The sequence below is a fragment of the Thermoclostridium caenicola genome (assembly GCF_900142095.1).
Taxonomy (GTDB): Bacteria; Bacillota; Clostridia; order DSM-8532; family DSM-8532; genus Thermoclostridium_A; species Thermoclostridium_A caenicola.
On sequence record NZ_FQZP01000048.1, the window covers coordinates 1 to 20645 of the forward strand.

Annotated in this window: 22 protein-coding genes; 4 read left to right on the forward strand and 18 right to left on the reverse strand. The window is 49.2% G+C overall.

Going from position 1 to position 20645, the window contains the following annotated elements; genetic code table 11:
* Nucleotides 1-966 precede the first annotated feature (966 nt).
* Entirely contained in the window at nucleotides 967-2184 is a 1218-nt protein-coding gene (locus tag F3H12_RS10775) for a transposase (protein WP_149679349.1), read from the forward strand.
* Nucleotides 2185-2580: 396 nt separating this feature from the next.
* Here the strand turns inward: F3H12_RS10775 and F3H12_RS13370 are convergent, their stop codons facing one another.
* The 5 genes from F3H12_RS13370 to F3H12_RS10800 all read right to left on the reverse strand — a co-directional run bounded on the left by F3H12_RS13370 (nucleotide 2581) and on the right by F3H12_RS10800 (nucleotide 6763).
* Complete coding sequence (locus F3H12_RS13370; protein WP_207706838.1) at nucleotides 2581-3294, reverse strand: endonuclease/exonuclease/phosphatase family protein; 714 nt, start codon at nucleotides 3292-3294, stop codon at nucleotides 2581-2583.
* Between the two features lie 373 nt (nucleotides 3295-3667).
* On the reverse strand, nucleotides 3668-5023 hold the full coding sequence (gene rlmD, locus F3H12_RS10785) for a 23S rRNA (uracil(1939)-C(5))-methyltransferase RlmD (protein WP_188118497.1): 1356 nt from the start codon (nucleotides 5021-5023) through the stop codon (nucleotides 3668-3670).
* A 216-nt stretch (nucleotides 5024-5239) separates the two neighbouring features.
* Nucleotides 5240-5623, reverse strand: coding sequence for a RidA family protein (locus F3H12_RS10790; RefSeq protein ID WP_149679332.1), 384 nt, complete (start codon nucleotides 5621-5623; stop codon nucleotides 5240-5242).
* Nucleotides 5624-5827: 204 nt separating this feature from the next.
* Entirely contained in the window at nucleotides 5828-6400 is a 573-nt protein-coding gene (locus F3H12_RS10795; protein ID WP_279232000.1) for a DUF2812 domain-containing protein, read from the reverse strand.
* Between the two features lie 27 nt (nucleotides 6401-6427).
* Complete coding sequence (locus tag F3H12_RS10800) at nucleotides 6428-6763, reverse strand: PadR family transcriptional regulator (RefSeq protein ID WP_149679334.1); 336 nt, start codon at nucleotides 6761-6763, stop codon at nucleotides 6428-6430.
* A gap of 285 nt (nucleotides 6764-7048) precedes the next feature.
* On the opposite strand from F3H12_RS10800, the gene F3H12_RS10805 reads away from it, so the two are divergent.
* Together F3H12_RS10805 and F3H12_RS10810 are read left to right on the forward strand one after the other, a co-directional pair.
* The gene (locus F3H12_RS10805; protein WP_149679335.1) at nucleotides 7049-8017 is read left to right on the forward strand and encodes a M23 family metallopeptidase; all 969 of its coding nucleotides are present in this window, start codon (nucleotides 7049-7051) and stop codon (nucleotides 8015-8017) included.
* Nucleotides 8018-8041: 24 nt separating this feature from the next.
* Nucleotides 8042-8476, forward strand: coding sequence for a bactofilin family protein (locus F3H12_RS10810; RefSeq protein WP_149679336.1), 435 nt, complete (start codon nucleotides 8042-8044; stop codon nucleotides 8474-8476).
* A gap of 77 nt (nucleotides 8477-8553) precedes the next feature.
* Here the strand turns inward: F3H12_RS10810 and F3H12_RS10815 are convergent, their stop codons facing one another.
* The 13 genes from F3H12_RS10815 to F3H12_RS10875 form a co-directional block, all read right to left on the reverse strand.
* Nucleotides 8554-9192 carry a thiamine diphosphokinase gene (locus tag F3H12_RS10815; protein WP_149679337.1) on the reverse strand — a complete coding sequence of 213 codons (639 nt, stop codon included), beginning with the start codon at nucleotides 9190-9192 and terminating at the stop codon, nucleotides 8554-8556.
* Nucleotides 9189-9845: a ribulose-phosphate 3-epimerase gene (rpe, locus tag F3H12_RS10820; protein ID WP_149679338.1), complete on the reverse strand. Its 657-nt coding sequence runs from the start codon at nucleotides 9843-9845 to the stop codon at nucleotides 9189-9191. Before rpe ends, F3H12_RS10815 begins: the two co-directional genes overlap by 4 nt.
* A 4-nt stretch (nucleotides 9846-9849) precedes the next feature.
* On the reverse strand, nucleotides 9850-10758 hold the full coding sequence (gene rsgA / locus F3H12_RS10825) for a ribosome small subunit-dependent GTPase A (protein WP_479694077.1): 909 nt from the start codon (nucleotides 10756-10758) through the stop codon (nucleotides 9850-9852).
* A gap of 30 nt (nucleotides 10759-10788) precedes the next feature.
* Entirely contained in the window at nucleotides 10789-12756 is a 1968-nt protein-coding gene (gene pknB, locus F3H12_RS10830) for a Stk1 family PASTA domain-containing Ser/Thr kinase (protein ID WP_149679339.1), read from the reverse strand.
* Nucleotides 12757-12768: 12 nt separating this feature from the next.
* On the reverse strand, nucleotides 12769-13506 hold the full coding sequence (locus F3H12_RS10835) for a Stp1/IreP family PP2C-type Ser/Thr phosphatase (RefSeq protein WP_149679340.1): 738 nt from the start codon (nucleotides 13504-13506) through the stop codon (nucleotides 12769-12771).
* Nucleotides 13507-13510: 4 nt separating this feature from the next.
* Nucleotides 13511-14557, reverse strand: coding sequence for a dual-specificity RNA methyltransferase RlmN (gene rlmN, locus F3H12_RS10840; RefSeq protein WP_149679341.1), 1047 nt, complete (start codon nucleotides 14555-14557; stop codon nucleotides 13511-13513).
* Nucleotides 14558-14675: 118 nt separating this feature from the next.
* Complete coding sequence (locus F3H12_RS10845; RefSeq protein WP_149679342.1) at nucleotides 14676-15605, reverse strand: dipeptidase; 930 nt, start codon at nucleotides 15603-15605, stop codon at nucleotides 14676-14678.
* 71 nt (nucleotides 15606-15676) lie between these two features.
* Nucleotides 15677-16036 (reverse strand): YraN family protein, encoded by a 360-nt coding sequence (locus tag F3H12_RS10850; protein ID WP_149679343.1) that lies wholly within the window; start codon nucleotides 16034-16036, stop codon nucleotides 15677-15679.
* A gap of 20 nt (nucleotides 16037-16056) precedes the next feature.
* On the reverse strand, nucleotides 16057-16359 hold the full coding sequence (locus F3H12_RS10855; protein ID WP_149679344.1) for an EscU/YscU/HrcU family type III secretion system export apparatus switch protein: 303 nt from the start codon (nucleotides 16357-16359) through the stop codon (nucleotides 16057-16059).
* A 13-nt stretch (nucleotides 16360-16372) separates the two neighbouring features.
* A complete protein-coding gene (fliK, locus tag F3H12_RS10860; protein ID WP_149679345.1) occupies nucleotides 16373-17932 on the reverse strand; it encodes a flagellar hook-length control protein FliK in 1560 nt (519 codons plus the stop codon).
* A 36-nt stretch (nucleotides 17933-17968) separates the two neighbouring features.
* Complete coding sequence (locus F3H12_RS10865) at nucleotides 17969-18751, reverse strand: ribonuclease HII (protein ID WP_149679346.1); 783 nt, start codon at nucleotides 18749-18751, stop codon at nucleotides 17969-17971.
* The gene (gene ylqF / locus F3H12_RS10870; RefSeq protein ID WP_149679347.1) at nucleotides 18748-19623 is read right to left on the reverse strand and encodes a ribosome biogenesis GTPase YlqF; all 876 of its coding nucleotides are present in this window, start codon (nucleotides 19621-19623) and stop codon (nucleotides 18748-18750) included. The genes F3H12_RS10865 and ylqF overlap by 4 nt, the downstream gene beginning before the upstream one ends.
* 76 nt (nucleotides 19624-19699) lie before the next feature.
* On the reverse strand, nucleotides 19700-20071 hold the full coding sequence (locus F3H12_RS10875; RefSeq protein WP_149679348.1) for a pyridoxamine 5'-phosphate oxidase family protein: 372 nt from the start codon (nucleotides 20069-20071) through the stop codon (nucleotides 19700-19702).
* A 287-nt stretch (nucleotides 20072-20358) separates the two neighbouring features.
* On the opposite strand from F3H12_RS10875, the gene F3H12_RS10880 reads away from it, so the two are divergent.
* Nucleotides 20359-20645: transposase family protein (locus tag F3H12_RS10880; protein WP_149677676.1), on the forward strand; the 287-nt coding region annotated here is incomplete at its 3' end.

The following is a 20645-nucleotide window of genomic DNA, read 5'->3' on the forward strand; positions in this document are numbered from 1 at the left end:
GACATAGTAAATAAATGTAAAATATGGAAATTTAAAGAAAGGAGAATCTAACTTAGAAAAGCTGAAAAATTGTCTTGACAATGGGGGGCATTATAGTCGATGCATTAATTAATTGAGTAACCAGCCTCTTACACTACTATACGTACCGTTCGGTATAGTGTTTACGCAATATTCATCAGTTGGTATACATAATGTCTGAACCGGATGGCGATTTTACCACTGTTATCACCGCCGGAACATAAATGACCCATAACGTCGGGTAGATATTAACCACACCAAATCAAGGTCTACCATAAGAGTTCAAGCAATGCTTTTATAGGAGATGACCATATGATAAAGGAGTGGGCTAATTAAAATAATTAGCGAAAAAGCACAAAAGAGGAAGACATCTATCCCGTATCCTCAATCCCTATGAAAAATGCCCGTTATCTAATCTGTCAACTCAACTCTATCACTTTCAGTGTAGTTGACATGTTCCCGCATACAATAAAAAATAAGGATTTCCAGACATTATCACCTCAGGCAGAACAGCTGAGAGTACATTTCAATGTCTGGAAATCCTTTATTTACAGCCTTTTTAAGTCCACTATTTGTCCACCCTTGACATCAATACCACACACTCCACGTGGGCCGAGTTGATGGAATTGATGTCTGTGTATATATTAGGAACAATCTGTACGCGGAAACACGTCAATCAGTTTCTGATTATTTTTTAAAAAACCCCCGTTTGAGAAAATATGTCAGCGTTTGAAAGTTGAGTAACATTCCTATGTTCATCTCTTAATTGAGCGAATTTCATATTCTACAAGCCAGTAAAACAGCGAATTGCAGAAAGCAAGAAAACTGTTTTACCCCTGAAAAATTGAAATTGCTTACTGTCTTATAAAAGTTTTTTAAAGGAAAAACCCCTGCATGTGTCGAAGTTTTAAGTACCACCAAAAAACTAAACACAGAGGGGTGATACTAATTTATATTCGACAACAATGTCTGTTTTCCTTTGAAGAATTAATAAAATTTCAACCTGAAACAAAATTATCAATGGTTTTTAAGACTCTGGACTTATCAAAAGTAGTTGGTGGTCTACAAAAGAAGTCCAAATCCGGCCCCAAAGGCTATGACCCGGAAAACATTCTTAGGGCGCTGCTGGCAAAAAGACTTGAGAATATTAAGTATACGAAAACTTTGGTGGAACGTCTCAAGTCAGATCCTGTTTTCCGTTATACCTGCGGTTTTCCTGTAGCAAGCAGAATACCCAGCGAAGCTACCTTTTCAAGGTTCACAAAGATTCTTTCGGATAAGCTTGGTTCCCTGGAGGCTATTTTAGAGGAACTGGTAGTCAGGGCAAAAGAGCTCGGAATTATTGATGGTGAGCATATTGCCATAGATACCAGTAAGCTGGATTCATACGATGCTTCAGTTCCCAGATCCAGGGTTATCCATGATGGAGAGCATCCTGACTGGGGCTCAAAAAAAGATACTCATGGCAACCAGGTAAGATGGTTTGGCTGGAAAATCCATCTTGCGGTTGATACTAAAAGCGAACTGCCTGTCGCAGTCAATGTAACTCCTGCCAGCGTAAATGATGGCACTATGGCTGTTCCATTGGTCGAAGATATCAAGCAGCGGTATTCCGGTATAATCAACCCCAAGTTTTATATGATGGATATGGGCTATGATTTTGACCATATCTATAGAACAATCCATGACCGGTATAATGCTCAGGCTATAATCCCTTTAAATCACAGAGGAGCCTATGCGTCGCCGGAAGGTCTTGGTTGGGATGGTACTCCTCTTTGCTCTATGGGATATCAGATGACCTATTGGGGCTATGATAATGGTTCTTTCAAGTTCCGCTGTCCTCATATGACAGGCAAGGTTAATTGTCCAATGGGTACCAACTGGTGTTCATCCAGCAACTATGGTGCTGTGGTTAAGAAAAAGATATCCGATAATCCAAGATATTTTACTTATCCACGCAGAGGAACGGCCGAATGGCAGGAACTATATAATGAACGTACCTCTGTTGAAAGGACCTTTGCCAGGCTGAAGGAAAACTTAGGTCTCAACAATATTACTGTAAGAGGTATCAGGAAAACCAAAGTTCATGTTCTCTTAAGCTGTATTGCGTTTGTTGCAGGCACCATTACAGTTAATACATCTAAAGAAAGTGAAAGAGCAGCTTAAGTATCAGTTTTTAAAACTCTATAGTTTTGCCGAGGGGTTAGTCTGCCTTTTTTTAAGATGATACGTGCTGAAAGCAATCAAATATTCTCTCGGAAAGTGCGGTATCAATTTTTCTTTCAGCGTCTGAGGATATACTCCTTTGTATCATCATAAAAATTGTAGTTATGAAATTCCCTCAATTACCTAATATTAATAAATTCTTAAAAATCTTTAGATGAAATCCAAACATAACAAATTTCTTACAATAAGCGAGCCCTTTTAAAATCTGTATGAAATTTTTCGAGCACAGCATTTATTACAACATATTATTACACTAATTCTCATGTAGCACCTTCCTTAAACATTGAGTAATCACGTAGTTGCCTGCCAAACACCTAAAAGGTTCTTTTCATTCAATTAAAGCAATGTTAGCATTATCACTGGATGGTCAGAAAATTCAATATGGCTAATCTCTATTTCTACATCCGCTGTTTTGATAGTTTCTGATACGAAAGCATAATCCCCAGGAACAGAGATCGGATTATAATTACCTTTCTCAAGCCATACATCTATTAATCCAGTTTTATTCAGAAGAGCCTCAAGTCTGCTTTTATTGCATACATTAATTGTATTGAAATCACCAATTAGAACCAGCTTATGATTTCTATATTTTCTTACAAAACAATCAAGTTCATTCCAAAAGACCTCATCATATTTTGGGGGTACATGCGTTCCATATACAACTAAGTCATTACATAATTTTACTGCATATGCTCTTAAATTCCTTTCATGTATATGTTTAATGTGTTCGTAAGCAATTCCCTTTGCTATAAAAAAAACTGTCATTGATGGTCTTTTTGATGGATTTTCTGATGCTAATTTATATCCTAATCCTTCCATTTTCCCTTTAAAGTATGTTGCTTCTTTTGAATTAATATCGAATTCTTGAAGAACAATTATATCCGGTTTAGAAGTTAAATCTTCAATATATTGGAAAATACCATCGACATTATGTGATTTATATAATTTATCCCATTCTACAAGATACTTATTATTAAAAATTTTCTTGTATTCTTCCCGGTGATTAGCAATACCACCAAAATCATTAATATTCAAATTCATTATTTTCATTTTGTAACACATATATGATCTTCTCCACCCCAAAAACAATTAAGTTAATTATTTTCTACATTCTTATGAGTATACCGCTTATCTTCCGGCTTCATGGCACTAATAGGCAAAGCCAAGACGCATTGCTCCTTGAATCCGTCCCTGCGCACATAAAACCTGTTACTATTCTCCATCATAATCTTTACATCTATCCTGTCTCCTCAACCCTATGGAAAAATGCCCGTTATCTATTCTGTCAACTCAACCCTACCTTTTTTTAGCTCAAATTTCGCCCCAAAAGTATCCCCTCGATTTGTTTCCGCGTACGCATTACGGCACTTTAGGTTGAGTAGACAACTTGGATGTAATCTCGGAAACCCGCTTAAATAAATGTTTACAGCCTTGTAATCAAGACGACACACTCCACATGGTTCGTCCATGGGAACATGTCCACAGGCTGCACCTTTTGGGGCTCATAGCCGCTCCCGTGCAGGACCTTCATGTCCCTGGCCAGGGTGGAAGGGTTGCAGGAGACATAAACAATGCGTTGGGGTGCCATCTCGATCAGGGTTTTCAGCAACACTTCATCGCAGCCCTTGCGAGGCGGATCGACGATCACGACATCCGCCTTCATGCCCTGTCGGTAAAGCTCCGGAACAACATCTTCCGCATTACCGCAGTAAAATTCCGCATGATTTATCCGGTTCCTCTCCGCATTGCGCCGGGCCGCTTCAACCGCTTCGGGCACCGACTCTACACCTATTACCTTTTTGGCTTTTCCGGCCGCAAACAGGGAGATGGTGCCTATGCCGCAGTAGAGGTCAAAAACGGTTTCTTTCCCGGTAAGGCCCGCATACTCCACGGCTTTGTTATAGAGAACCAGGGTCTGCTCCGGATTGATCTGATAGAAGGACAGGGGTGAAATCTCAAAAAACAGGTCTCCCAGCTTGTCCTCGATGGTATCCTTGCCGTAAAGGGTGATGTTCTTTGAGCCCAATATGACATTGCCGGTCTTGTCATTAACGTTAACGACGATGCTTGCAAGGCCCGGAATCCTTTCCTTAAGCAAAGAAACCAGTTTATCCTTTTTCGGAATGATCGAACTGGTGGAAACCAGGATCACCATCACTTCCCCTGTTGCAAATCCCACCTTGACCACCACATGGCGGATGAGCCCTTTGTGGGTTAATTCATCATAAACCGGAATACGGTTGGCCCTGATAAATTCCAGCACGGTATTCTTTGCAAGATCGCTTGTGGGATGCTGAATCCCGCACTCCTCGGTCTGAATGATCTCGTGGCTTCGGGGGGCGAAAAAGCCAGCAATAGGGCCATTATCCCCCATACCGACGGGATATTGGGCTTTATTGCGATACCGCCTTGGCGTTTCCATGCCGATAACCGGCTCCACATGGATACCTTCCAATCCGCCTATCCGCTCCAGGTTGTCGATCACCACCTGGCGCTTGAATTGCAAGGTCCTTTCATAGGTCATATGCTGCAGGTTGCATCCGCCGCATCGCTTGTAGACCGGGCAGAAAGGCTCAGTACGGTCCGGGCTCTTTTCGATGAAGGACTCAATTCGGGCTACCGCATAGTTTTTCAGCACCTTGATGATTTTCGCCACAACTTTCTCGCCCGCAATGGCTCCCTGGACGAAAACGGCCATGCCATCCACGCGTCCGACGCCGAGGCCTTCGTGGGTTTGACCGGTAATTTCTATCTCAAAAACCTGATTCTTCGCGATCATGTTTTGAACCAATCCCTTCGGTATTCTGCCTTGCTAGATTATCCTATCCTCTCTTCCGCGGTTTGGCAAGTCCCGGACCGTTATGGAAGCTCCATTATACTGAAGATGCACTGTTATAGCATGCTCTGAAAATAAAGCAAACAGACAGCCGATACTTGAAGGCTTCTTCAACTATCTTCTGTCTGTTCACAATCAAAACTGAATGATTATATTCGACTATATAACCGCAATGGCCTCGATCTCAACCAGCGCGTCCTTGGGAAGCCTTGCAACCTCCACCGTGCTTCGTGCCGGATAGGTATCACCTGCGAAAAGCTCGGCATAAACCTCATTGAAAGCTGCAAAATCATTCATGTCTTTCAGAAAGACCGTGGTTTTCACAACATTGCCCAATCTTGCTCCTGCGGCTTCCAGAACCGCCTTGATATTCAGGATGGACTGCCTGGTCTGCCCCTTAATGCCTTCGGGCATCTGGCCTGTTTGCGGATCAACCGGTATTTGCCCGCTTACGAAGATGAACCTGCCTTCTTTCACACCAACACCCTGCGAATAAGGGCCGATAGCGGCAGGCGCGTTGTTGGTCTTGATTTGCTCTTTCATAGGACACCCCTTCCTCATGCTATTTGGGAATCATGCACCTAAGCTTTTCAATGATGGTGTTCTCAGCATTGTTGGCGCAGAAGCAACGTATTTGATTGCAATTATACTTGACAAACCCATTACAAGCAATTGCTAAAATATACAGACATTGATGGCATCTGGCAAGAGGTATCCGTCATCCATCCGGATATGCGCGGGCAAGGCTCACTCATAGATTTTCCTGTCTTGATTCACACGGTGGATGGCCAGTGTGTAAAAGATGGCCGGCACAAGATAGAAGACCACGAAAATCCCCAGCAGGATATTTGCGGCCATGGGGATATTCACGAAAAAATTGAGCAGGAGGCCAAGAGCCCAGAATACCCCATTGAACAGATAGGCATTCCTTAAGCTCTGATAATACCGCACGATGTCTTCCGGATCGGTATGAAGCTCAAAGGGCTTGCCGACCTTTCTTCTTTCAACGATCAGCAGTTCCCTGTTGTAGCTTCCGGGATATGTGGCTATTTGCCCTGCCCCTTTTGCCCATGGGCGCCACGTTACCTTGCCAATGGAGTAGTTCAGATTGATGTTTTTGGTGAAGGTGCGGTAGCCCATTTCTTCAAGAAATCTTCGATATTCCTGAGCCTGCCCGGGCGATTTGCCGGCTATGAATTCCACGCGGTATTCGTATTCAGACGGCGCGCACCTTTCAAACTCATACATCATCCTGGTGGTGCGGACAAGCCTGAACCCCTGGGCTGCCATCCGGTTCAGCCATCTTTCCTGGGCTTCCAGAAACCCTCCAAAGTAACGGAAGCTTTCTTATTCACCTTCCCCACTCCCTTCAATAATTCTTCTCGCAGTCTCACACAGGCTGTTCAGGCGCTTAAGCTCCTTTTCGGCAACCTTCCTGCCTTCCCCGGTGATAAGGTACAGCTTCTTTCTGCTGTCCTGCTCTTCATCGTATGGTGCAATCCAGCCTTTCTTAAGCAGGGCGTTGATGGCGCCGTAAAGGGTTCCTGCCCCAAGGGACAGGCGTCCATGGGTTTCCTGTTCTATAAACTGCATGATGCCGTAACCATGATTTGGACGATATAAGGCCAGCAATACAAAAAAGGTGGTTTCGGTCAATGCACCGCCCCTGACATGATCCCGCATAAGCTTACCTCTTTCGCGCCAAACTATTACGTTTACTGTTATATCACTAAACGTAATAGCAGTCAAGAAAGGGCGGTTATAAGAAAAGACGTGGCCGTATATGTATGACAAAGCCGACAGCCGGTCAATAATGATCAACCGGGCTGCCAGAATTTTTCCGGGTTCTTGCCTGATACATCTTCTATTCTGGAAGATAATATATTATAATAGTAACTGCTGTGTTACAGAAATATTTCATGAAAATGACAAGATACATGAGCGCAAATCGGTTTAGGGAGTGAAGACATGAAAAGTCTGAAGGGCAAGATTTCCGCCAGGAGGAATTACTTGTCGGTCATGTATATTCCTCATAACAAGGGCGGAGTCAAAACAATCAGAATCAATCATTATCGGACAACCCTTCTCACCACGTTTGCCTTCATGCTTGTCGCGCTTTTGGTACTGACCGGCTACACGCTCTCCGTCGTCAAGCAGAACAGGGAGATGAAGATTCAGCATACAAATGAATTAAACGCCATTCTGAGCGAAAAGGAGCAATTGGAAGCCCTGATAGCCAAGCAGGCAAAAGAACTGGCAGAAAACGCAGAAATCATCACCACCATGAATTCCGTCAAAACCATCTCCGAAGAAGCCATCGACAGTTACAGGGAACAGTATGAAAACATGGTTGTCGCCTATATCGACAAGGATCTCAAGGAGATAGGCACCGTCAGCCGGGGTGATAAAAAGCCTGCATCCTTCAAGGAAGATGTTGCCGAGCTGCGCTCCCTTATTTCTCTGGTGGAGTCGGCCAAGCTTTCCGAGGACGATGTCACCAGCAAAATTGCCCAAAAGGAAGCCCAGCTCAACAACTACCTGGATGCCCTGCCCACCTATTGGCCCGTCAATTCCAGGACGACCTTCTCAGGGTTTGGCAGACGCTTCCACCCCATCTACAAGCGTTATATCATGCATGACGGTCTGGATATGGCCGGTGAAAAGGGCGATCCTGTGTATGCCGCCGGAGCGGGCAAGGTTTCTTTTGCCGGATGGAACGGTGGTTACGGCAATTGTATCATCATCGACCATGGCAATGGTTTTAAAACATATTATGCGCATTTGAGCAAGATTCTCGTAAAGGAAGGTCAGCGGGTTTCCAAAGCCGAGAAGATCGGCCTGGTTGGTTCAACCGGATTATCGACCAGCGCCCATCTGCATTTTGAGGTCAGGCTGAACGACAAGCCCACAGACCCGCTGTCCTATATCGAGCCCTGAAAAACATAAGAAAGGTGGTCAATCATGCTGAAAAAAAAGAACGCCCCCGCCTCCATGGACACTGTCATCGGTGAGTATACAACCATTATCGGAAATGTGGATTCCGAGGGCTCCCTGAAGATTCTCGGGAAGGTTGAGGGCGACATAAAAGCCGGGGGAGACATCTATATCGAGTCGACTTCATCCATTACGGGAAACATATACGGAAGCAACGTTTACGTGAGCGGCAAGATAAAGGGCAATATTATCGCGAAGGGTATCCTGCACCTGCAGGCCCAGGCCAGGCTCTACGGGGATATTGAGGTCACCAGCATCGTCACCGATGAGGGCGCCATTTTCCAGGGCAACTGCAAAATGATTGATCTGCCCGAGGAGGAGGCTGCGGCCACATCAACCGGAAAAACGCGTTCCAGGCTGAAAATCAAGCGCGAAGAACCGGCCGATGAAAGCGCCGAATAACCAGATAAGCCTTGTTGATAAGATAATAACCCGGAGAGCGTTTTCTCCGGGTTTTCATATGCTTGTTTTGTACTTTTTCAGCCGCGGGAAAGGATTACCATCAGTAATCCCTTTTCAACACTGATGACCGCTGTATCCGAAGCAAATTCATTGCTGACACCGCGGCAGCTTCCCAGAACCAGCGTATCGTTCATGAGAGGATATTGCAGGCCGCTGGTGGTCACACCATTCACTTCCGGCGAAATGGCAATGAGGGAAACTTTCCAGTTATCCAGCCTTTTCAGCTCCATTCTTCCCTGGGTCAGGTAAACCCGGTTGTTGGCATCTTCCACCCAGCCCCTGATGCCCTTTTGCAGAAGGCTGTACAGGAGCAGGATATTGCCTGCCGAGTGATCCAGCCTTGTGCCTGTGGCCGACAGGATACAGACCTCATCCGCTCCCCTGCTCACCGCCATTTCCACGGCCAGCTCCATATCGGTAAAATCCTTTTCCCGCGAAAAACTGCAGATGGCAACCTTCTTCTGGCTGCGAAAAAAATCCAGGACATCCGAGGGTATGGAGTCAAAATCCCCGATAAGGACGTCGGGAACAATGCCGGCCTCATACAGGTAGAGGCCGCCGCCGTCAGCCGCAATGATGATGTCGGCATCCAAGCAGCGTTCTTTCAAAAGCTCCGGGCCCACCGGATCCCCGCTGCCTACCACAACCGCTTTCATTCCATAACAGCCCTTCTCAGCATGGATACAAATTCCGCGGGATCCTTGCTGTTGAAAAAGGCTGAACCGGTAACAATCACGTTGGCTCCGGCCGAAACCACTTTCTTAATGGTCTCGGTGTTGATACCGCCGTCCACCTGGATGTCCAGGGGCAGGTTCAGCCGGTTGGCGGCTTCCCTGATATTCCGGACTTTGCTTTCCATGCCTTCTATGTATTTCTGCCCGCCATAGCCGGGACGTACCGTCATGACGAGGACCATGTCCACCTTGTCAAGGATATCGAGAACGACTTTCTCGTCGGTTTCAGGATTGATGGATACTCCCACCCTTACCCCCAGGCTTCTGATCCTGGCCAGGGATGCGTTCAGATCGGGGGCGACTTCTGCATGAATGGTGATGCTGTCGGCCCCGGCTTCAGCAAAGGATTCAATATGCCTGTCCGGGTTGCTGACCATCAGGTGAGCATCGAAAGGCAGCTTCGTATGGGGCCGAAGGGCATCCACAACAATGGCGCCGATGGTGATGGGGGGCACGAAATGCCCGTCCATGACGTCCAGATGGACCATGTCGGCGCCGGCCTTCTCAATCTTCTCAAGTTCGCTCCTGAGGCAGGAAAAATCTGCTGAAAGAATGGATGGTGCAATTTTGATCATGATGTCATCTCCTATACCTGTTGTCGTAAGCCTCTTTTAGTTCCCTGTAATACTGAATGTATCTGCCATATCGCCCGGGATCAGCCTCACCTTTTTCAACCAGTTCCCGAACGCGACATCCCGGTTCATTGATATGGCTGCAGCTTGTAAACCGGCATTCGCCGATAACCTGCCGAAATTCGGGATAGAGATACGCCAGTTCCGTGTGCTCGATGTCGCTGACCGCATAGGAACTGAATCCGGGCGTATCCATTACAAACCCGCCCACAGCCAGTTCAAACAACTGGACATGTCTTGTGGTATGCCGACCCCGCTGGATGCGCTCGCTCACCTCGCCGATCTCCATGACCCAGTTGTTCAGGATTATGTTGAGGATGGTGGACTTGCCAACCCCCGACTGCCCCGCAAAGGCGGTCTTGCATCCTTTGAGCTGTTGGTGGAGCTCATCGTAACCGGTGTTCAGCACCTTGCTGAGCGGTATCACCCGATAGCCCGCCTTGCCGTATGCCCGGCTGATGGCTTCAGCGGTGCCTTCTTCATCCAGATCCACCTTGTTAACCAGGATCAGGGGCGTAATATTTTTCGCCTCACAGGTGATCAGGAGCTTGTCCACCAGGCTCAGGTCAGGTTCCGGGCTCCTAACCGCCACAACCACGGCAAGCTGATCAATATTGGCCACCGGCGGACGGACAAAGGCATTCTTCCGTTCGCCTATCTCGTCGATAAAGCCTGTCAGGCTTTTTTCGTCGATAACTTTAAAGGTTACGCCGTCTCCCGGGAGCGGCGTTTTACCGCCTTCCTTACGGTGGATGCCCCGGACCCTGCAGGTATAGATCACGCCTGCCGATGTATCCAGGACATCGTAAAAACCTCCTACGCCTTTCAGTATGATGCCACTCTTCACGTTGTCCATAGTTCTTTCCTGGTTATCACCCGGTTTATGTTAATAGCTTTTTTCTGCCACCAGCACATTGTTGACATAGGCCCGGATGGTATAGCCGCCGCCTTCAGGCACATTCACCACGGCATAATGCGGGAACTCGCTGGTCTTTACCTCGGCGTTGTTGATGATAATGCTTTCATCAAAGGTCGTGTTGTTGATCATGACCAGCTTCAGTCTTACCGTATCGTCATCAATTCCCGGCGGCAGAGGAACCACGATGGTGATGGGCCGCGTGTTATCGACCGGGTTCTCACCGGGAGGTGTCGGCGTGGCCGAATCGTCCTCAAAGGTGATGTCAACCGCTGTATCTTCCAGCACCAATTCTCCCTCCTTGGGAGACTGGTCAATGATTTTGCCCTGGAAGCCCGCACGGCCTTCCGGGAGGATCCTGCCGACCTTCAGCTTGGAGTTGGTCAAAAGCGCCACGGCTTCGTCATAGGTCAGGCCGATGAGCCTCGGAACCACGACCTCTTCCTTCTTCGGACCCAGACTCCAGTATATGGTGATCTTAGAACCGCGCTTCACCTCGGCGCCCTTTCCGGGTTCGGAACGGATCACCATATTGACGGGCACCTCTTCGTTGTATTCGGGCACTTCCTCAACAACAAGACCGTACTCATCCTGCAGCTTGTATTTCAGAGCGGTATGCTCCTGCATTCTGACATCGGGTATGACGACCATATCCATGCCCTGGCTGACCGTAAGGACCAGCCTGGTATAAATGCTGCCGGCCTTGATGGCATATCCCTCGGGGATGCTCTGATCCATGACGATGTCCTTGGGCACTTCATCGCTGCTCTGATAGACAATTTCGTAGTCTGTGATACCCTTCTCCTGCAGTTCGGCAATGACAACGTTGATGTTGCGATTGATGTAGTTCCCGACCACCACGGTCTCAGGCTGCTGGGCATCCTGCCTCAGCTCGCTGACGATGGCATTCACAAACAGAAAGATTCCGCCTGCAATAGCCAGAATAAGGATCACATAGATAATCGGGAGAACCGTCCGCATGGTCTTACCGGAGCGCCTTCTCGAAGGCGTGTGGTTGCTTCTGGCCAAGTCTTCATCCTCCAATACTTCAAGTTTCCTGGTATTGAACCGGTCGCGATCACGCTGCACATTGGGAAGCAGGATATCGCCGGACTCTCCGGGTTTCCCCCTCAGCTTCTCCAGGTCCTGTATCATTTCCGAAACCGACTGGTAACGGTCTTTTCTGGATTTGGCCATGGCTTTGAGAATGATCATGTTCACGGCCGGAGGAATACCAGGCTTGATATCGGTGGGAAGCGGTGGAATGTCCTGGATATGCTTCAGCGCTACAGAAACCGATGACTCGCCGTCAAAGGGGAGTTTGCCGGTTATCATCTCAAAGAATGTCACGCCGATGGAATAGATATCCGATTTTTCATCGACATAGCCGCCACGGACCTGCTCCGGCGAAGAATAATGAACCGAACCGATGGTATCCAGCTTCATGGTCGCCGTATCGGTGGAAGCTGCCCGGGCAATGCCGAAATCGGTTACCTTGGGAATACCGTCGGAAGTGATCAGAATATTCTGGGGCTTGATATCCCGGTGGATGATCTTTCTGCTGTGCGCCTTGCTGAGAGCACCGCAGATCTGAATGGTGATATTGACGGCTTCCCGCCAGTCCAGGGCTCCGTGCTTCAGGATGTATTCCTTAAGGGTTATGCCTTCCACCAGTTCCATGACGATATAGTAATTATCGTTGTCGGTTCCAACGTCATAAATCTGGACAATATTCGGATGCGTCAGGCTTGCAGCGGCCTGCGCCTCAATCTCAAAACGCTTCAGGAAATCAACATCATGCCTGAACTCATCCTTGAGGATTTTCACTGCCACATGACGTTGAAGATAACGGTCCTGAGCCTTATAGACTCTTGCCATACCACCTGTGCCGATCTCGGACAAAATTACATACCTATTACCTAAAACAGTTCCTACCATTTGCGCACCTCTTTACCTTGCCTCTTCCCAGGCAATAATCACGGTAACGTTATCATTTCCACCCCGCTGATTGACTGCTTTGATCAATTCTGACGATGCCGCTTCAATAGGACCTTTAAGGATGATGTCCCGAATTTCCTCGTCAGACAGGTGTTCATAGAGGCCGTCCGTACAGAAAACAAAAATATCATTTTCCTTAATGGTCTCCCGGTAGAAGTCCGGAAGGTAATTCTCCCTGAATCCCAGGGCGCGCGTAATCTTGTGCTTATCAGGATGATTCAAGGCCTCGTTTGATGAAATGATACCGCCTTTCACCAGTTCCGCCACATAGGTGTGATCCTGGGTGATGGACCGGATCTCGCCGTCGCGGATAAGGTATACTCTGCCGTCGCCTATGTGAGCAATATACAGCTCTCCGCCCTTGACAATGCCTATTGAAAGGGTGGTGCCCGATTTCAGGCCGCCAAGATTCTTGTTGGAATACTCCATGATCTGATGATTTATGGACTCAATGCAGCGATTGATGATCTCATGCATGGTGGGAATATCCCTGGCTTCGACGCATGCCATGACCAGTGATGAAATCTCCTGGACAGCAATGCGGCTGGCTTCCTCTCCGGCCACATAGCCGCCCATGCCATCGGCCACTACAAAGCCCACGGGGTTTCCATCGGCATCCAGAATGATGTTCCAGCTGTCTTCGTTTTTTTCCCTTTTCTGTCCGATATCGCTCAATGCCGAGTATTTCACTTCTTTACACCTTCTCCGATCCCATCATGGTATCTCTGCGCAATTGGCCGCATGCAGCCATGATATCGCTGCCCAACTCGCGTCTCACCGTTACGGCAATGCCCTTCCGCTCCAGGATAGAACGGAAGGTTTCAATCCTTTCCCTGCTGCTCTTGTCATACCCGGTACCTTCAACCTTATTTACAGGGATCAGGTTGACATGGCTCAGGGTGTTCTTCAGTTTTGCTGCCAATTCCTCCGCATGGTGCGGGGCGTCATTGACATCCTTTATCAGGGCGTATTCATAGGTCACACGTCTCGATGTGAGCCTTGCGTACTCATTGCAGGCTGCCAGGAGCTCTTCCATGGGCCATCTCCTGGCAACAGGCATGGTTTGTGTTCTGATGGCATCATTGGGCGCATGCAGGGACACCGACAGGTTCACAGGGAATCCTTCGCGGGCAAAGCGGAGGATTCCGGGCACAATGCCACAGGTGGACACCGTCATTTTCCTGAAACTGATGTTCAGGGTGTCTTCCCGGTTGATGCGCCGCAAAAAGCCTACCACGTTGTCATAATTATCAAAGGGCTCACCAATGCCCATCAAAACCACATGACTGATCCGGTCATTGAGGTCATGGATCATGCAAAGTATCTGGGCCAGCATTTCACCTATGGTGAGGTTCCTGATATACCCCAGCGGAGATGATGCGCAGAAGCTGCATCCCATCTTGCACCCCACCTGGGTGGAAAGGCATGCCGAATACCCGTAATGGTATTGCATGAGCACACCCTCAATGATATTGCCGTCATCCAGTTCAAACAGGTACTTGCGCGTCCCGTCAACCCTGGATGTGAGTTTTTTTCTTATTTTCAGGCCTCCGGTCTTATATCGCTCCGAAAGCAAATCCCTCAGGTTCTTGGGCAGATTGCTCATTCCCTGAAAATCCAGTTCCCCGGAATAGAGCCATTTCCAAATCTGTTGGGCCCGGAAGGCTTTTTCCCCCAATGCCGTTATCTCGTTTTTGAGTTCCTCTGCCTCCAGCTCCAGCAGATCCTTTTTCTCCACCATGCAGTTTTTCCTTTCCCTCCTGAAGGACAACCGTAAATGGTGCTTTACGGCAGCCCTATTATATAACATTTTTAACCTGATCACAACTTACACGTCCTGGCAGGCGGATATTGAAACATTATTTTAATATCTGAGAAAACAGCCGCATGAAGTTGGCGCCGGCTATCATCCGAATATCCTGATCGGTATAATTGACCCGGGCCAGGGCCTCCAGCAAAGCATGCAGACTTTCCGCTCCCCTGATGCCTTCGGGCATGGGGTTTGCCCCGTCGAAATCGCATCCCAGCCCCACATGCTTTATGCCCACCAGGCCGGCTATATGTTCGATATGATTAATTATATCCTTGATCGTCGCTTTTCCAGACACCGAAAGAAAATGACCGTAAAAATTGATGCCAATCACGCCGCCGGTCCGTGCAATCTCCCTGATCTGGGCATCGGTCAGGTTCCTGGGATGATTGCACAGGGCGCGGCAGTTGGAGTGGGTTGCCGTAACAGGTAATTGCACGCAGGACAACACATCGTCAAAGGTTTCATCAGAAGCATGGGAAAGGTCAATCACCATGCCCAGTTCCTGCATCCTATTGACCACTTTTCGGCCAAAGGCTGAAAGACCGTGATGGGTGCGCCGTCCTGCTATGCTGTCGCAGACCTCATTGTCATAATTCCAGCACAGGGTGATAACCCTCAGGCCTTTTTGAAACCAACGTTCCAGTTCATGCAGGCTTCCCCTGAAAAGCTCGGCACCCTCTGCACCAAGGATGCCGAAAACACCGCCCCCTTCGGCTGCCTTCAGCTCCGATGCCGTCCTTACCAGCCTGAGACGTCCCGGGTATGCCCTCTCAAAAGCAAGGGCCTTCTCCAGGTGGGCGGCCATGACAGCAGCCGGATCGGCCCGGAAACCATCGTCGGCAAAGGATGCCAGAACCTGTACATAGGCTCCGTACCGCTCGGCACGTTCCAGGTCCCAGTGAAAGCTGTTCCGAATCAGTTCACCGGGATTTCTGATCCTGGATAATGTATCGCAATGGGCGTCAAATATCAGCATACGTTTTTCCGCCTTTGGAAAGTCCGCCGTACGGGGCTCGCCTGCCAGTCCTGATGGCGTTTGCCTTTCCGCTAAAAAGCACCCCTGATATGCTCCACGGACCGGATCTTCCCGTCCGCCGCCATATAGATTTCTACTACATCAAACCGCAGCGGCATGTCATGGATACCGTACCTCGCGGTATAGGCCTGGGCGACCTTGATGATGGTTTTCCGCTTGCCGGGCAAAACAGCCTCCGCCGGCGTGCCATAGCGGTCTCCCCTTCTTGCCTTGACTTCAATAAAGCACAGGGTGTCCCCATCCTGTGCTATAATATCGATCTCGCCCATCCGGCCAAACCTGTAGTTTCTGGCAAGGAGCTTCATCCCCTGGCTCAGGATATGCCTGACGGCAGCCTCCTCTCCAATTCTTCCCAGTTCCCTATTATTCATATTCTTCATTCCCGAGGTTATTATCCGTCCAGCTTGCCCTCAAACTTTGAAAACCTGCCGTCGAGCCTGCTGATGAATGCCAGAACCTCCGCAACCACGTCATACAGCTCTTCCGGTATCTCCGAGCCCAGCCGGATGCCTGTCAGGGCCTCCGCCAGATGCTCGTCCTCATAAACGGGAATCCTGGCCTCTTTAGCTTTCTCGATGATCTTCTCGGCGATGACCCCCTTGCCGGAAGCCACCACCTTGGGCGCCTTGTCCTCACCCGGCTCATAGGAGAGCGCCGCCGCCTTTTTTATTTTCTTCTCCGGTGTATCGCTCATAGCCTTTCTCACCTTATATTCTCAAATCAAAGCGGGCGTTCATGCCAAGCACCGATTCGGTAATCTTACCGGCGCTTACCAGGTTGACAGGCTCACTCTCCAGGACCCTGCATTTCATTTCTGCCAGCTTATACCCCTTTTTCCCGAGAGCTTCATAGAGCTCCTTGTGGTGAGCCCGCACAAAATCGGCCAGCTCCTGGCTTTCCACCCTGAAATGGATGGTCAGGCAGCCATGGGAAGCGTTCAGGAAGGTTTCCACAAGCCCAAGATTCTGCGTATGAAGCGAAATGAACAGGGTAAACTGTTTGGGATTGATTCTGCCCTTTCCGGGTTTCCGCTTCATGATGTAAAGCTCGCCTATGGTCTGCTGTTCACGGATGACCAGGGGGATATGCATAAAAACGTGATACGTGTTGACCTGGCTGAAAAAGCGAAGGGCATCGGTCAGTTCCTGAACAACCGGCCGGATGGCATGGCTCCCCCTTTCCCCGGCCAGCCTGGCGGACTCGGAAGCAAGCTGAAGGATTTCCTTAAGCGTCTCGAGCTTATCGTTCAAATCGATGGACGAAGCGCCATCGTCTTCAATTCTGGTATATGCTTTTTCGAAAACGGACTCAAGGATTTTCTGAACATCGGGTTTTTCCTGTCGGAACATTTCCGCTGTTTTCAGCCTGATCCCCTCTGTGGTCCTGATGAAATCGTGCAGGATCTCCTTAAGCTGCTCATCGGGAATGTTCAGGCCGCCTCCGGGCATCGCTTTGCTTGCTTTGAGGTTGGACAGGGCTTTTTGGAGCACTTCAAAAAGCTTTTCCGTATCCAAAGGCTCGTAAGCGTTAAGGGACCCTTCCAGGGCATTGAGCAGTTCCCTGGTCAGAAGAAGCTTGATGCCTCCCCCGAGGGCCAGGTCCTCCCGGGATACCCCATTATGTACATCGGCCAGGCGTCCGGCCAGCTCCCGGACAGCCTGCGCCATTTCCATTCGGAACATAAGCGTTCTCAGAAGTTCTTCCACGTCGGCCCTGTCCGCGGCCGAAAGCGATTCGGCAAGCGACCGGCTTAAGGCCTGCAAATTGCCGGCCAGGTTAAATTCCCTGTTTGCCAGCTTCAGCGCGGTCGCCAGCATGGCCGGATCGGATTCCATGCCGTTGGCAGTCAGAAATGCGGCCTTCTCCATGTCCAGACCCGGATGATTCTCCAAAAGGCTCAGCACCTTCGAAACCATATCCCCGGTGGCTTTGGCGCCAAAGGTCTGAAGCTGCCTGGCTATCTGGGACAGCGTATTCTCCGCTGCCGACTCCTGCCGAGGCGGCGCATCGCTGTCCACAATCCTTGCGGTGATCTGATCACCGGCTGTTTCGCCTATCTGAAGTGTGAGCAGGGTTCCGGGAAGCAGATCGAAGCCTTCAGGGACCTTCGCTGTCAGGCTGGAACCATCCAGCAGCCTGAGCAGGAGCATACCGTTTTCCATGGCCAGCACCCTGCCCTGAATCAGCTCACCCACATTCAGGCCTTCAACGGCAGCTTTGTTCTGTATCTGAAAAAGCTGCTGGGCTGCAAATCCATCGATCTTCATCTGCCAATCACCCCAAATCTGTACCGCAGCATACTGTTATACCGCTGTCTCAGCGTCCAGAAGGCCTTCGGTGAAACTCCGCCGGTGTATGGGACAGAGCCCGAGCCTTTTGATGGCTTCCACATGGGCCGGAGTGCCATAGCCCTTATGCTGGGCAAACCCATAGCCGGGATACTTCAGTTCCATTTTCTCCATGATCCGATCCCTGGTTACCTTGGCCAGGATGGATGCAGCGGCCACAGAAGCGCTTGTCGCATCGGCTTTCGGAACGGACATCTGCACAATGTCCAGATCCAGCCGAACCGCATCGATGATGAGAAAATCGGGCTTTATCTTCATGGAAAGGATGGCCGTTTCCATCGCTTTCCTTGTGGCGTTCAGGATGTTGACCCTGTCGATGTAGGTGTGGTCGGCAATGCCTATGCCATAGGATATGGCCTTTTCCCGGATTTCATCATAAAGCTTGTCCCGTTTTGCAGGTGAAAGCTTCTTGGAATCGTTCAGCCCGCAGATCACAACATCCTGCGGCAGGATAACACAGGCGGCCACCACCGGGCCGGCCAGGGGGCCTCTTCCGGCTTCATCCACACCGCCTATGTAGCAAAACCCTTTTTTCCTGGCATCCTCCTCAATGGCCATCAGGGCCCTCAGCCGTTCCCTTTCCTTCTTTTCCGCTTCCAGTTTCTTATAATATTTATCGGCAATCTTCCGCACCGAATCCCCAAATTCCTCCGACAGCTCCAGGAGCCAGCGGTATGCATCCTGTACCGGCATCTCCCCGGCTCTTTGCGTGATCTCCTTCAAGGTTGGCTTTTTCATGGCTGCCCCTCCGTGTTTTCATTTTCCGGCGGACTTTCCAGGGTGATCTTGCCAATCTTGCCGCCACGGAATTCATCCAGAACGATGGCCGCAATCCTGTACAGGTCCACCTCGCCACCCGATACCAGGCACCCCCTCTTTCTTCCAGCCTCTTCGAGCAGCATAAGACCTGTCCTGTCATGGACCTGGCTGAGCTTATAACGCGCCATGAGCGCGTCGGGATAAAGACAGGCCAGGCGCTCCATGAGTTTGGCGGCCAGTTCGGCGGTATCCATGATTTCGTCCCTGATGGCCCCGGTGAAAGCCAGGTTCAGGCCGGTTTCCACATCCTCAAACTTGGGCCAGAGGATGCCCGGGGTATCGAGAAGCTGGATCTCCGGATTGATTCTGACCCACTGCTTGGACCGTGTCACGCCGGGTCTGTCTCCGGTCTGGGCACTTGCCCGCCCGGCAATCTTGTTGATAAAGGCCGATTTCCCCACATTGGGGATGCCCACCACCATGGTCTTGACAGCCCTGCCGATGCGCCCTTTGGCGGCAGCTGATTCGGTCTTGTGCCGGGTTAATTCCTTCAGTTTATTCTTAAGTTCGTTTAAGCCTGCGCCGGTTATGGCGTTGGTGTAAATCACATCGATATTGCGGTTTTTGAAATACTGCGCCCACTGGCTGTTCTTCCCGGGATCCGACAGATCGCTCTTGTTGAGTGCAATGATCCTGGGCTTTGAACCCACCAGCCTGTCTATTTCCGGGTTGCGGCTGGACATGGGGATCCTGGCATCCAGAAGCTCAATCACCACATCCACCAGCTTCAGGTTTTCCTGTATCAGTCTTCGGGTTTTGGCCATGTGGCCCGGAAACCATTGAATGTTCAAAGCGGCTTTCTCCTTTCGCAAACCCTCTTTTACTGCTTTCCATGCCCTCTTATTTTAACCATAATTAAACCGCTAATCAAATTCGCCCGCATTCCTTCCCGCGCTGTTCATCAGTCAGGACTCCCCTTGCTTCTTTCCAATCCACATACCACATCTCCTTTTTTATCCGGGGATCGGTCAGGACCTCCATGGTTCCAACAAGCGTGATGTTGTATTCTTCCGAGTTGAAGCAAACACTGGCCCGGTTGCATTGATTGATTCGCCTGACCCTTGTTGAGCCCAGGCCTGTGCAGAATGTGATCCATCTGATACCATCCGCTTTGGAGGCCGTTATGGTAGACGCTGCCGGATACCCGTCCAGGTCTATCAAAGCCAATACGCAATGGGTACCAGCGCCCGTATTTTTCTCAATAATCTCCCCTGCCCGCTTAATGAGTTCCTGATGCATCGTATTACCTCCCCCGGTTATTCCGGCCCCTGGGGCCTCAACTCTATATTACCTGTTCCCGCCGGTCATTTGAACCTGTATCCTGAATTTTGCACATAAAAAAGGAACCGTCCCATTCTGAGACAGTTCCTTCGTTTCTGAATTAATCGAGGTTCTATAATAAATGTTGGGGTGCCGAGGGACAGAAACTTCGGAACTCCAACATTTTTTGCAAATAAAGAGAGCATGGAGTGAAATCTCTAGTAAAATGTAGTTACTCACACCATCATTTTAAAGGAGAATCAACCATGCTCTACAAAGATTATACGCGAGAATTTATTGGATTTGAAGATGTAACCGTTACCTTCGCAGAAAGAAAGGACAATCAGTTCCACATTTATATGAGAATGAAGCGAAAAGCCCATGAGTGTCCCCGCTGTGGTCGGACTACGGACAAGATTCACGATTACAGAGAACAACAAATTAAGGATATATCTTCGTTTGGAAGCTATACTTTCATACATCTGCGGAAACGACGCTATGTATGTCCTTCATGCAATAAAAGGTTTTATGAAGAGGTACCTTTCCTGCCAAG